Here is an 11894-nt window from a genome sequence, read left to right as displayed (position 1 = left end):
CCTTCAGGGCGGAAGACGGCGACACATCCCACCGTACATGAACATCTGAACAGGTCTTCATGTGTGACGGGTAGGATGGGCGTCATGGGTCACGGAGCCGCCGACGAGAACCACGCAACGCCCCGCGAGCGCCTGGACGCGGCGGGAGCCACCGACGTCGCCGCCACCCTCCAGGCCCTGGCCACCCCTTCGCGGCTGTACATCCTGGCCCGCCTCCAGGAAGGCCCCTGCGCGGTCGGCGACCTCGCCGAGGCCGTGGGAATGGAAGCCTCCGCCTGCTCCCACCAGCTCCGCCTGCTGCGCAATCTCGGGCTCGTCACCGGAGAACGCCGGGGCCGTTCCATCGTCTACGCCCTCTACGACAACCATGTCGCCGAGCTGCTGGAACAGGCCCTCTTCCACGTCGAACACCTGCGACTCGGCCTGCGCGACGCCCACGCCGCCGAAGCGGTACCGGCCGCGGTCCGGCGGTAGGTCACGTTCCACCTCTCGCAGGCACCAGAGTCGTCACCGTCCCGCCGAACGCCCCGCCGCTACAGCTCGAAACCGGATCCATAGGCGCGCAGGGTGGTGGTACAGCAACAGTTACGTGGTGGTGGCGACCCGTCAGGCGCCGCGCCGCGCCGGGGTGGCCCCGTCCGGGCGCTGGAGCAGTTTCGCGAGGAGCCCGTGGCGGGGAGCCAGGCACCAGGTGAGAACGAACAGGCCGGTGAGGACCACGACCACCGAGCCGCCTGCCGCGAGGTCGTAGGTGTACGAGACGTACAGACCCGCGATGCTGCCCGCGCAGCCGATGAGCGAGGCCAGGAGGGTCATGGCCCACAGCCGTTCGGTGAGCATGCGGGCGGTGGCGGCGGGGGTGATGAGCAGGGCGAGGACGAGGATGTTGCCGACCGCCTCCAGGGACATCACGATCGTCGTGGTGACGAGGACGTACAGGGTCAGATCGAGGCGGAACACCGGCAGACCCGCCGCGCGCGCCGTCTCGCGGTCGAGGCTGACGGCGACCAGTTCCTTGCCGATCGCCAGCACGACGAGGACGAGTACGGCGCCGATGGCGGCCACGGTCCACACGTCCGACGCGCTCACCGCCAGCACCTGGCCGAACAGGAAGGACGACAGGTCTGTCGTCCAGCTGTCCCTGGTGGAGACCAGGACGATGCCCAGACCGAAGGCGAAGGCGAAGAAGACGCCGATGACGGTGTCCTCCTTCAGCCGCCGGTTCTGGGAGACGAAGGCGATCAGCACGGCCGTGATGATGCCGGCCGTGGCTCCGCCGAGCAGGAGGTTGCCCTCGAAGGCGTAGGCGAGGGCGACGCCCGGGAAGGCCGAGTGGGCGACCGCGTCGCCGATGAACGCCATGCCGCGCAGCACGACGTACACGCCGACGACGCCGCATACCAGGCCGATGATCGCGGCGACGGCGAACGCCCTTTGCATGAAGGGCAGTTGCCAGGGGTCGGTGAAGAACTCGATCATGCTCCGGCTCCGATCGCGTGGTCGAGGCCGAAGGCCCGCAGCATCTGGTCGGGGTCGGCGAGGAGCTCGGGGCCGCCCTCGGCGACGACCGTACGGTTGATCAGCGCCACCCGGTGGCAGGTGCGGGCGGCGGCAGCGAGGTCGTGGGTGGTCATCAGGAGCGCCCTGCCTTCCGCCGCCAGCCGGCCGAACAGTTCGTTCAGCAGCTCCTGGGTGGGGACGTCGACGCCGGTGAACGGCTCGTCGAGGAGCAGGATGCGCGGGCCGGCGGCCAGGGCTCGGGCCACCAGGACCCGCTGCCGCTGGCCGCCGGACAGCTCGCCGATCGGGCGTCGGCGGAGCTGGGTGAGCCCGGTCAGCTCCAGCGTCTCGTCCACCGTCGCGCGGTCCACCGCGCCCGGGCGGCGTAGCCAGCCCAGCTGCCGGGTGCGGCCGGTGAGGACCGCGCCCGCGACGTCGATGGGGAAGTCCCAGGCGAACTCGTGCCGTTGGGGCACGTAGCCGATGCTTCGCCCGGCCGGCCGGCCGGTCCTGCCCTCGACGGCCACCTCGCCTCCGGCCAGCGGAACCAGGCCGACGAGGAACGTTTTACAGGCCCGTACCAGGGATGCGCGCCTCGTGATGGCTGGTCCGACGAGTTGCTGTGCCGCAGGACTGTTCGGCTCAGCGGTAGGCGGTGTCACCGCGGGGTGGGTCGGACAGCGCGATGCGGGCCGTGATGCGTTTGCCGACCGGTTCCCGCTCGATGAAAAGGTCCTCGGCGACGGCCTTGACGATCTCCAGGCCGTGCTGGCCGATCCTGCCGGGATCGGTGGTCCGGGCCGCAGGCGCGGTGGGCTCGCTGTCCCATACAACGACGTCCACGGCGTGGGCGTTGATGCGCAGCTCCATCAGAACGGGGCCGGGGGCGTACTTGAGGGCGTTGGTGACCAGCTCGCTGACCACCAGCTGGGTGAGATCCTTCGCGCGCTCGGACACCGGCAGGTGATGGTCGGTGCTGGCCTGGTCGAGGAAGGCGATGGCGTGGTGGCGGGCGTCAGCGATGCAGCCGTCCTCTCCGTCCAGGGCGTAGCCCGCGCGCATCAGATGCTCACTATTGTCACCATCGGCCTGGGACCCCACGCGTCGCCCTCACTCCCCCATTCACGCACGCAACTACCCGCGACAACATCATGCATGCCACAAGGACTGGCGTCCGCCAGCAGGTGCGTCCCCAGCCTGGCGGTGGGGCAGAATCGTTCTCGCACGGGGCAGGACCTAGTGTCCTGCGCCAGTAGTTGGCGAGCTGCGGTCTGGTGACTGTGAGTTGTGGTGTCCTGTACGGCGATACGTGCACGCCTTGGTGTTGGCTGGTGCCGTGAGACCACAGGTAGAGGCACGTATCCGGCGGACGTCCCTGATGGTCCTGCCGTGAGGCAAATGACAAAGTCACAGTCCGTATTGACTGGCTGGCGAACATGACGGCATGGCACAGGATCAACAGCCCTTGGTCCAAGGCAATCTGCGGGCCAGCAGCATGACTTGGAGCCGGAGGTACCCCGCTCGTGGCGGCGAACAGCAATCCCAGCGTCAGAAGGCGCCGCCTGGGAGCCGAGCTCCGCCGGCTCCGCCACGCCAATGGGCTGACGAGCGCAGAGGTGGCCAAGCGGCTCATGGTCTCCCAGCCCAAGATCAGTCACCTGGAGAACGGCCGCCGCGCCATCAGCCCCCGCGACGTATGCGATCTGTGCGCGATCTACGGAGTGACGGACCAGCAGGTCATCGACCCGCTCATGCGGATGGCCAAGGAATCCGGACAGCAGGGCTGGTGGAGCGTCTACGGCGACATTCCCCAGAGCGTCTATGTCGGCCTGGAGGCAGACGCCGCCGTCATCCATGCCTACGAGCCCATGGTGATCCCCGGCCTGTTGCAGACCCCGCCTACGCCCACGCCGTCATCGGGGAAACCGTTCCTCTGCTCACCGCCGAACAGGGCGCCACGCGCCTCAAGGTGCGGCTACGCCGTCAGCATCGGATCTACGAGCCGGCCTGCCCGCTGCACCTGTGGGTCGTCCTGGACGAATCGGCACTGCGCCGCGTCGTCGGCAGCCCTGAAATCATGCGCGAACAACTGGAGCACTTGAACGAGATCAGCGCCGAGCCGCACGTCATGGTGCAGGTCCTTCCCTATGCGGCGGGTGCTCACCCGGGCCTGTCAGGACAGTTCTCCATCCTGCAGTCCGCCGACAGCGGCAGCCCTGTGGCAAGGGTGGTGTACCTGGAGCGGTTCACCAGCGATCTCTACCTGGAGAAACCCTGCGCCGTGCAGCACTACAGCGCGATGTACGACCACCTCCGGGTCCAGGCCCTCGACCCTGGCAGCAGCTGCGGCTTCATCACCGACGCCACCAAGACGTACATCGACGCGGCGAGCCGCCCCCGTAGCTCCGCGACAGACCGTGACCACCGCCCAGCCGTGCCCGCCAACTAGCCCTCAGCAAACCCGCCAACAACGAATCAACGAACCGCTGCCACCTGGATCTTCGAGCTACCAGCCTCGCCACCCATCGATCAAAGCGCGTCGGCCGGGCCGATGCGCAACGCCCCCACACAAGCGCAGCGATGGCCTCCGGCTGTCTGGCCGGGCTCGCCATCAAACGCCCAGGGTCATCGCCTGGGAGTGGTCCGTCCCGTTCCTGACGGTCGTGAGGCGTCGGTGAGGTTGGCGCCGGTGTCGGCGTCCCGCTGGGAGTGGTTGGTGCCGTGCCAGTCCAGGCACATGACGGTCGCGTCGTCCTGGAGGTGGCCGTCGTTGGCGTCGACGATCGCCGCGATGAGGGTGCGGGCGGCCTCGCGGGGGTGCAGCGCGCGGGTGCGCACGATCAGGTCGGACAGGTTGAGGCTGCCTGGGTTGTGCTCCAGCATGCCGTCGGTGAGCATCACCAGCCGGTCGCCCGGCCGCAGGTCCAGCGACTGGACCTGGTAGTTATGAGGGGCGTCGAAGCCGAACGGCATATCGACCGTCGGAGTGATCTCCCGCACCTTGCCGTCCCGCATCCGCAGCGGCCAGGGGTGCCCGGCGTTGATGAACTCGGTCTTGCCGTCGATCAGGTTGATGCGCAGGAGCTGGCCGGTGACGTAGCCCTTGTTACCGTGCTCGCGCATGGCCTGGTCGGCCTGGCGGGCCTGTTCGGCGAGATCGGCACCGGCCCGCCGGGCCCTGCGCAGGGCGCCCACCGCAATGGTGGCCAGCAGCGCGGCGTCGACGTCGTGCCCCATGGCGTCGGTGACGGAGAGCTGGACACTGTCCCGGTCGATGACGTAGTCGAAGGTGTCACCGCCGACGTGGTCGGCCGGTTCCAGCGCCCCGGCGACCGCGAACTGCGCGGCCTCGCACGCCAGCGAGTCCGGGAGCAGCCGGTGCTGGATCTCCGCGGCCAGGCTCAGCGGGGTGGTACGGCGGCCCCACTGGTACACGTCGGTGTAGGACCGGTTCGCGATGACGATGTACGCCAGCGCGTGCGCGGTCTCGCCGATCTCCCGCATCACCTCCTCGCCGGGCGCGGCGGGCAGGAACAGTTCGAGGAGTCCGATGGCGTCCCCGCGGTTGGTCACCGGGGCGACGACCCGCACCAGCGCGCCCTCGCCCTTGTCCTCCACGCCCGGCCGCTGGGTACGGATCACATCGTCGTACAGGGTGCCCCGCAGCTTGATCCGCCGGGCGGGCTCACCAGTGTCGACGCTGCCCGCCGCCCCCAGCCGTACGACTGAGCTACCGGTGAAGTCGGTGATCAGGAACGACACCGACACGGCCCCGATGTGCTCCTTGAGCATGCGCGCGACCACGTCGAGCGACTCCACCGGCGCCGCGGCCTCCGCCGCCTCCAGCGTCCCCGCCAGAGTCATCGCCCGGCCCAGGCGACTCTCGTCCCCGGGAGGACGAGCGGCCCGGCCGCCGTTCGGCCTTCCTACGGTCATGCGACTCCTCCATTGCTGGATGACGCTCGGGACTTCGCCCAGAAAGACGCGGAAAACCTGTTCCGAGCCCGGTACCCGGACAGGTCACATGCACCACCGGACTCGACTTCTGCCCGCTACGTACACCGTCATGTCGCTGCGAGGAGGATGGCAGTGTAATGCGCGGTGAAGGCGGCGATGGTCAGGGCGTGAAAGACCTCGTGGAAGCCGAACCAGGCCGGTGAGGGGTCGGGGCGCTTGAGTCCGTAGACCACGGCGCCCGCTGTGTAGAGCAGACCGCCAGTCAGCACCGTCGCCGCCGTTTGGGCTGGGGCGGGTTGATCCCGCCGTGCACCCTCTACAGGCATGTCGGCCGTGACCCCATCGTGATCAATGGAGGGAAGGAGATTTCCACCCTCCCGGCGGCTGGACTCCGTCCACAGGGCGGGGCCCACCGTAGGGCGATCGGCCGGGCGCAGCAGGCACCCGGCCGGCGAACAGGCAGGGAGCCGTGTCGAGGAGCGAGCCGGCCGAGGATCCCGCCGTCGCCCCCACCCCCGGGGCCGGGCCCGAGCATCAAACTCCATGGTGCGCCAGAGGGGCGGCGGAACAGGGGGCGCAGTGCGCCTATGCCGGGTCTTCAGCAGTCAGCTGGCGTTTGGTGAGCCGGTGCCACCAGTGGCGGCGTCGGGGATGCACTGCGAGACCCATCCGGCGGCCGATCAGCAGGTAACCGATGAGGGCACCCGTGGTGTTGAGCAGTACATCATCGACGTCGAAGGCGCGCCCGGTAATGAGGGCACCCTGGACGAGTTCGACGAAGATCATCACAAAGGCGGTGGCCGCCGCTACGCGGAGCAGTCCTCGCGTTCGGGGCACCAGTACCGGCAACAGCACACCGAACGGTATCCCCATCACGATATTGCCGCCGAGCTGCTTGACCGTGTCAGGAGCCATGGGCTGCGCGAGGTACGCACGGATGGAGTCACCAGGGCGCAGGTTATTGTGCGTCAGCGGCACGGATGCTGCCGAGGGTTCCAGAGTCAGCCGGGCCAGAACCACCGCGAATACGACCGTCCCCGCGAAAGCCAGCATCATGGCCAGCACCCGACCGAACATGGGCAGAGGAGGTTTTCCGGGAACCCACTCCCCACGATCCTCAGCGGTCTTGTCACGCAGGACTATCCGCGCCATTACGAGCTCCCAGCCAGGGGTAGTTTGCTTGGACGTTCCGATACCCGAGCTGTGGAGCGGCCCGCTGGGCGGCGGTTCACGCAGGGACCGTACGTGTCCGTACAGTCGCCTCGCCCAGAAGACGGTGAGCATGGGCCGCAACAGCGCGTCGTCGGGTACCTCAGCGACCGCGGCGGACATGACCACGGATCAGTTCTGATTGTGTCATGGCCGGGTTCGGCGCGATGCCGGGTTGCTTTAGTGCCTCAGGCACTGACGACCTCCAGGCCGTGCTGGCCGATCCTGCCGGGTGTCGACTGGCGCTCCTGCTCCTGGCGCTCGCGTTCGTCCACGGGTGCCTGCTGCTCCGCTTCGAGCATCCGGTACTTGCAGTCGTCACACAGATGCGGGTGGCTGTCCCCGCGATCCCATTCGACCGCGGTGATGGCCTCCCACCGGTCGTCGGTGAACTTCTGCCCGCAGTCCCCGCACACCGGGCGCTGCACCTCGCGTTCGGCGGCTTCCTCCGCTTGGCGGCGCCGCGCGTCTTCCGCGCGGCGGGCGAGGAACATCCCGGCGGGGATTGCCGATCGCGTCCCACAGGTTCTGTCGGCCCTCACGGCCGAAACGCCAGAACACGGGCCCGGCCGGGCCGTGCTCGCGCAGCGGCTCCAGGGCGGTCGCCACGATCGGCATCTTCCCGTCGTAGACGCGGAACCCACCTTCGGCCCACCGGCCCTGCCAGTGCTCGCGGGTGAGGCCGGCGGCTGCCTGCCCGGCAGCCCGGCCAGCCGCGCCAGCAGGCGCATCAGCCGCGGGGGTACGCAAGGTGCCGAGCGGGGTGCCGGGCGGGAGGCGAACTCCCGTCCCGTACCGGCAGCTGGGCATCTTCGGCGATCATGCCCATACTCTTGAAATCGGCGGAAGAGTACGGTCCGGCGCGTCGCCGTGCAGTGCGGGTCAGACGCCGGCCGTGTACAGCGATGCGGTGCGGCGGTATGCGGCGTTGATGCGCTGGGCTTCCTCGAGCTGGTCCTCGAGGGCGATGATGCGGCAGGCGGCCTCGATGGGGTTCCCGTGGTCGACGAGTTCCCGGGCACGGGCGGCGATGCGCAACTGGTAATGGGAGTAGCGACGGTGCCCGCCCTCGGAACGCAGCGGGGTGACGAGGCGGGCTTCCCCGATGGCACGCAGGAAGCTCTGGGTGGTGCCGAGCAGTTCGGCAGCCCGGCCCATCGTGTAGGCGGGGTAATCGTCGTCGTCCAGACGGCCGTAGGAGTCGTCCGCTGTCATCTCACCTCTCCGTGGAACACGGGGAGGGGCCCTGGTGCCATTGGCACCAGGGCCCGAAGGAACTGCTACACCATCTGCCGGCCCTGGTTACCGCGCCGGCCTTCTGTTTCCGCACGCCCGACCGGACTGCTGCCGGGAATGCTGGGATCGCGGTTGCTCGACCGGAGACCACCTCACTGTCGATGTCCTGCGGTACCCGGACTCAAGACGTCCACCCGGGCGATCCTGATGGCGCTCGGCCCCTCCGTTCTTCCCTCTGGGATCAACTCGCTTTAAAGCGGGGGAATGCGCACTGCTGGTGATACGAACTGCTCAGTGGCCTGAGAGAGCGCCACTCTTCGGCAGCCAGCCCCGTTCGCCTGTCCTGCGTCTGCTCTGGCTTGGAACCCCACTGCCGAACCTCCCGGTGCGCGCGCCCGCAGCCGACGCCTTCACCGAGGTACTGCTTACCGACTTCACTGCTACATGTTGCGAACTGCGTTTACCGGTACTGCTCACGGCGGCCCCTGATCACTGCGGGCCACCCGGTCCGGCCGTCAGTCCCGTCGCCTTCCTGCAACAACCCTGGCTTCGAAACTCCACCACCGCACCGCCCTGCGCACTGCAACTACATGTACTGCCGCCCGGCAGTTCGTGTCTGCCAGGCCCTGCTGTCTCTCTGGGCTACGAGAGAAACCATAACCAGACCCACCACCGAATGTCTACTTCAGACAGCATAGATTTCCGCGCACTCAACAGTGAGATAAGCGGCGGGGCAGGAGTAAGGCACTATCGCTGTCCCCTCCGAGCGGGACGGCCAACTCCGGATCGCCGCTACCCGAGTGGAGCTGCCCAAATGCGCGCCTCGTCATGGCTGGTCCGACGGGCTGCTGTGCCACCGGCTCGTCGGCTCAGCGGTGGGCAGTGTCGCCGCGGGGTGGGTCGGACAACAGGGCGATGCGGGCCGTGACGCGTTTGCCGACCGGTTCCCGCTCGATGAGCAGTTCCTCGGTGATGGCTTTGACGACCTCCAGTCCGTGCTGGCCGATCCTGCCGGGATCGGCGGCCCGGGCCGCGGGCATGACGGGGTCGCTGTCCCGCACGACGATGTCCACGGCGTGGGCATTGATGCGCAGTTCCATCCGGACGGGGCCGGGGGCGTACTTGACGGCGTTGGTGACCAGCTCGCTGACCACCAGCTGGGTAATATCTCTGGCGCGCTGGGACACTGGCAGGTCATGGTCGGTGCGGGCCTGGTCGAGGAAGGCGATGGTGTGGCGGCGGGCGTCTGCGATGCAGGGCGAAGCCGGCGCGCATGAGGTACTCGTCATTGTGACCGTCGGCATGGGATCTCACGTGACGCCCCCATTCCCCCGTTCACGCTGGCCAATACCCGCGACAACATCATCCACGCCACAGGGAGTTGTCGTCCGGCGCCGGGTGCATCCCCGCCATGGCGGTGGGGCAGAATCCTCCGCGTGATCCCTGTCCGGGCAGGCCTTGGCGCAGTTGAGGAGACGGTGGCCGACAATCAGAAGTCCCCCGGCTCTCCGTCGAGCGCGAAGTAGTCGACGGCGTCCGCGTCGTGACCGTGTGCGGCGAGATCGACCACCACGTCAAGGACATCCTCAGCGACGCCCTGCTCTCCGAGGACGGCACGGCGCGGCCGCAGCGGATCGTGGTGGACCTCAGCGGTGTGACCTTCTCGGAGTCGAAGCCCGAAAGCTGTCGTGGTCCCAGCACGTTGAGGCGCGTGTTGAGGGTTTTTCCTTCCAAGGAAGCCGCCTCGCTGTCTCGACGTGACTGTGTCGGCGTTCGCCCGGGCGGCCAGGGTTCAGGGCCGGTAGATCATCTCGATGAGACCGGCCGCGATCAGAGCCCAGGCGGCGAGCCCCAGTAGCAACATCGACTCAGTGAGGATCCCGGCCGTTGCCAGGGCGGCCATGAGCGAGAGCAGGAGGTACTGGGTACGCCGGAGACTGCGGTCAGGATCGCCTGAATGCGTCATTACGCCTGCTCCCTTTCAGTCGGCGGACCGCCGCGATCAGGCGGAGAAAACAGGCTCAGGCTCCGACGTGGATACCGGGGCGGCGGTCGGGGTCGGGTTCGTTGCTGCGGATGATCTCGCGGGTGACCGGGGCGGTGTCGCCGCGGCCGAGGAGGAAGTAGCGGATCATGTGCACCAGGGGGCTGCCTTCGGCCCAGGCGAAGTAGCAGTGCGGCCGCACGCCGGTGGCGTCGCGCAAGGCGAGAAGGATGGCGGCGATGGCGTTGGGGGCGGCCGGCGCCTCGGCGCGCAGGATGCGGTAGCCGTCGACTTCGACGCCGTGGACAGTGAGGGTTTCACTGAAGTCGGAGGGGTCCACCACGTCGATCTCCAGGAAGAGCACGTCAGCGAGGCCCGGTACCGGGTTGGTGCCGCGTTGCTCGCGCTCCTTGGCGCTGTACTCGGCTTCGTCGCCGGCCTGGCGGCGGTTGGCGATGATGTTGATGGATTCGTCGTGTGCGAGGGTGTCGGCGATGAACCGGCGGGCGGCCTCGTCGAAGACGAGGCGGTCGGCGCGCAGTTCGGTGGTGCGGGCGACTCGGGAGATCAGCGACACGATGATGATGCCCAGGATGAAGAAGCCGGAGATGGCGATGCCGTCGGGCTTGTCGATGATGTTGGCGCCCAGGGCGTAGAACAGGACCGCGGTGAGCAGGGCGAAGCCGATGGTGGCCGCGCGCCGGCGGCTGCGTGCGACGAAGACGGTCACGGCGAAGGCTCCGGAGACCATCATCGCCAGGATTCCGGTGGCGTAGGCACCGGCCTGGGCGTCGACGTCGGCGTCGAAGGCGATGGTGATCAGAATGCACAGGGCCGTGTAGACGATGACCACCGGTCGCACCGCGCGTCCCCACTCGGGGGCCATGCCGTAGCCGGGCAGGTAGCGGGGAACGATGTTGATCAACCCTGCCATGGCGGAAGCACCGGCGAACCACAGGATGAGGATCGTACTGATGTCGTAGATGGTGCCGAACGCCTCACCGAAGCGTTCGTGGGCCAGCCATGCCAGCGCCCTGCCGTTGGCGGCGCCCCCGGGCTCGAACTCCTTCTCCGGAATAAGGACCGTGGTCGCGAAGCTGGCGGCCAGCAGGTAGACGCTCATGATCACAGCAGCCGTGGTCAGAAGCCGACGGGTGTTGCGGATCCTGGCGCGCAGCCGCTCCTCGGCGTCGGCGCCGTCGGCCGCCACGAGCGGCATCATGCTCACACCGGTCTCGAAGCCCGACAGGCCCAGCACCAGCAAAGGGAAGGCCAGCAGCGCCGGACCGGCAAGGTCGCCGAAGCCGCCTCCGCCGTCGACGAGCGCGTCGGTCCAGGCCGACAGCGCGCCGTCCGTCGTGAACACATCGACCAGGCCCACAGCGATGACAACCGCGTTGAGCGCCAGGAACACCGCGACCAACGGGATGGCGACACTGACCGCCTCGCTGAACCCGAGCAGGAAAACCCCTCCCAGGACCAGCAGCAGCCCCACGGTCAGGGCAACCTCGTGACCGTGGAGTACGGAGGGGAAGAAGGGGTTCTCGACCACATGCACGGAGGCGTCCGCCGTGGACAGGGTGATCGTGATGATCCACGAGGTGGCCACGAACCCGAGCAGGACCAGAACGAACAGCTTGCCCCACCAGAACGGCAGCAAATCCTCCAGCATGGCCACCGATCCCGCACCGTGCGGGCTCTGCCTGGCCACCTTCCGGTACATCGGAAGCATCCCCAGCAACGTCAACGCCACGATCAGCAGCGTCGCCAGAGGAGAGACGGCCCCCGCGGCCAACGCGGCGATCGCCGGCACATAGGCCAGACTGGAGAAGTAGTCGACCCCGGTCAGGCACATCACCTTCCACCAGGAATGCGGCTCGGCATGACTCTCACCGGCCGCCGGCCCCACCGGCTGCACTTGATGCCGCAGCAGCCACCGCGCTGCCTTGCCTGTCGGCTGTGTCCGCAACGCGGGACTGTCCACGACCTCCGGCATTATCGGCCGACC

At 68.2% G+C, this 11894-nt stretch carries 12 protein-coding genes and 2 pseudogenes; 3 read left to right on the top strand and 11 right to left on the bottom strand.

All coding sequences use genetic code 11. The features are described from left to right. Positions 1–84: 84 nt before the first annotated feature. On the top strand, positions 85–474 hold the full coding sequence (locus G3I56_RS29360; protein ID WP_164414167.1) for a metalloregulator ArsR/SmtB family transcription factor: 390 nt from the start codon (positions 85–87) through the stop codon (positions 472–474). 132 nt (positions 475–606) lie between these two features. Here G3I56_RS29360 and G3I56_RS29355 read toward each other — a convergent pair whose 3' ends face one another. From G3I56_RS29355 to G3I56_RS29345, 3 genes are read right to left on the bottom strand one after another with little or no spacing between them, the layout of a single operon-like run. Further along, positions 607–1479 carry an anchored repeat-type ABC transporter permease subunit gene (locus G3I56_RS29355; protein WP_164414166.1) on the bottom strand — a complete coding sequence of 291 codons (873 nt, stop codon included), beginning with the start codon at positions 1477–1479 and terminating at the stop codon, positions 607–609. Beyond that, the gene (locus G3I56_RS29350; protein ID WP_164414164.1) at positions 1476–2162 is read right to left on the bottom strand and encodes an anchored repeat-type ABC transporter ATP-binding subunit; all 687 of its coding nucleotides are present in this window, start codon (positions 2160–2162) and stop codon (positions 1476–1478) included. The genes G3I56_RS29355 and G3I56_RS29350 overlap by 4 nt, the downstream gene beginning before the upstream one ends. Next, positions 2143–2562, bottom strand: a complete 420-nt coding sequence (locus G3I56_RS29345; RefSeq protein WP_164414162.1) for an ATP-binding protein — start codon at positions 2560–2562, stop codon at positions 2143–2145. Before G3I56_RS29345 ends, G3I56_RS29350 begins: the two co-directional genes overlap by 20 nt. A gap of 461 nt (positions 2563–3023) precedes the next feature. On the opposite strand from G3I56_RS29345, the pseudogene G3I56_RS29340 reads away from it, so the two are divergent. Then, positions 3024–3949: pseudogene (locus G3I56_RS29340) on the top strand (helix-turn-helix transcriptional regulator). Positions 3950–4125: 176 nt separating this feature from the next. Here G3I56_RS29340 and G3I56_RS29335 read toward each other — a convergent pair. The 6 genes and pseudogenes from G3I56_RS29335 to G3I56_RS29310 all read right to left on the bottom strand — a co-directional run bounded on the left by G3I56_RS29335 (position 4126) and on the right by G3I56_RS29310 (position 9206). Continuing rightward, on the bottom strand, positions 4126–5364 hold the full coding sequence (locus tag G3I56_RS29335) for a PP2C family protein-serine/threonine phosphatase (RefSeq protein ID WP_164414361.1): 1239 nt from the start codon (positions 5362–5364) through the stop codon (positions 4126–4128). Positions 5365–5564: 200 nt separating this feature from the next. Beyond that, positions 5565–5732 (bottom strand): annotated as a pseudogene (locus G3I56_RS29330) (hemolysin III family protein); the annotation flags it as partial. A gap of 310 nt (positions 5733–6042) precedes the next feature. Beyond that, positions 6043–6609, bottom strand: coding sequence for a VanZ family protein (locus G3I56_RS29325; protein WP_239135174.1), 567 nt, complete (start codon positions 6607–6609; stop codon positions 6043–6045). Positions 6610–6854: 245 nt separating this feature from the next. Then, complete coding sequence (locus G3I56_RS29320) at positions 6855–7160, bottom strand: hypothetical protein (protein WP_164414160.1); 306 nt, start codon at positions 7158–7160, stop codon at positions 6855–6857. Between the two features lie 388 nt (positions 7161–7548). After that, a complete protein-coding gene (locus tag G3I56_RS29315; RefSeq protein WP_164414158.1) occupies positions 7549–7881 on the bottom strand; it encodes a MerR family transcriptional regulator in 333 nt (110 codons plus the stop codon). An 890-nt stretch (positions 7882–8771) separates the two neighbouring features. Next, positions 8772–9206, bottom strand: coding sequence for an ATP-binding protein (locus tag G3I56_RS29310; protein WP_203690922.1), 435 nt, complete (start codon positions 9204–9206; stop codon positions 8772–8774). A gap of 239 nt (positions 9207–9445) precedes the next feature. Between G3I56_RS29310 and G3I56_RS45125 the strand changes: the two genes are divergently transcribed. Continuing rightward, on the top strand, positions 9446–9760 hold the full coding sequence (locus tag G3I56_RS45125) for a hypothetical protein (protein WP_343240085.1): 315 nt from the start codon (positions 9446–9448) through the stop codon (positions 9758–9760). On the opposite strand, the gene G3I56_RS29305 is transcribed toward G3I56_RS45125, so the two are convergent. Then, the gene (locus G3I56_RS29305; RefSeq protein ID WP_164414156.1) at positions 9695–9868 is read right to left on the bottom strand and encodes a hypothetical protein; all 174 of its coding nucleotides are present in this window, start codon (positions 9866–9868) and stop codon (positions 9695–9697) included. The genes G3I56_RS45125 and G3I56_RS29305 overlap by 66 nt on opposite strands. Positions 9869–9923: 55 nt before the next feature. Continuing rightward, positions 9924–11882: an amino acid transporter gene (locus G3I56_RS29300; protein WP_239135173.1), complete on the bottom strand. Its 1959-nt coding sequence runs from the start codon at positions 11880–11882 to the stop codon at positions 9924–9926. Positions 11883–11894 lie beyond the last annotated feature (12 nt).

Source organism: Streptomyces sp. SID12488 (genome assembly GCF_010548275.1).
GTDB lineage: Bacteria > Actinomycetota > Actinomycetes > Streptomycetales > Streptomycetaceae > Streptomyces.
The sequence above is the reverse complement of the archived record's forward strand: the minus strand, read 5'-3'. Positions and strand labels throughout refer to the sequence as shown.

What these genes read in the sequence shown, in the direction of transcription:
- G3I56_RS29360 (WP_164414167.1), top strand. Translation starts at nt 85, where the DNA reads ATGGGTCACGGAGCCGCCGACGAGAACCACGCAACGCCCCGCGAGCGC.
- G3I56_RS29355 (WP_164414166.1), bottom strand. Translation starts at nt 1,479, where the DNA reads ATGATCGAGTTCTTCACCGACCCCTGGCAACTGCCCTTCATGCAAAGG.
- G3I56_RS29345 (WP_164414162.1), bottom strand. Translation starts at nt 2,562, where the DNA reads ATGCGCGCGGGCTACGCCCTGGACGGAGAGGACGGCTGCATCGCTGAC.
- G3I56_RS29335 (WP_164414361.1), bottom strand. Translation starts at nt 5,364, where the DNA reads ATGACTCTGGCGGGGACGCTGGAGGCGGCGGAGGCCGCGGCGCCGGTG.
- G3I56_RS29325 (WP_239135174.1), bottom strand. Translation starts at nt 6,609, where the DNA reads ATGGCGCGGATAGTCCTGCGTGACAAGACCGCTGAGGATCGTGGGGAG.
- G3I56_RS29320 (WP_164414160.1), bottom strand. Translation starts at nt 7,160, where the DNA reads ATGTTCCTCGCCCGCCGCGCGGAAGACGCGCGGCGCCGCCAAGCGGAG.
- G3I56_RS29315 (WP_164414158.1), bottom strand. Translation starts at nt 7,881, where the DNA reads ATGACAGCGGACGACTCCTACGGCCGTCTGGACGACGACGATTACCCC.
- G3I56_RS29310 (WP_203690922.1), bottom strand. Translation starts at nt 9,206, where the DNA reads ATGCCGACGGTCACAATGACGAGTACCTCATGCGCGCCGGCTTCGCCC.
- G3I56_RS29305 (WP_164414156.1), bottom strand. Translation starts at nt 9,868, where the DNA reads ATGACGCATTCAGGCGATCCTGACCGCAGTCTCCGGCGTACCCAGTAC.
- G3I56_RS29300 (WP_239135173.1), bottom strand. Translation starts at nt 11,882, where the DNA reads ATGCCGGAGGTCGTGGACAGTCCCGCGTTGCGGACACAGCCGACAGGC.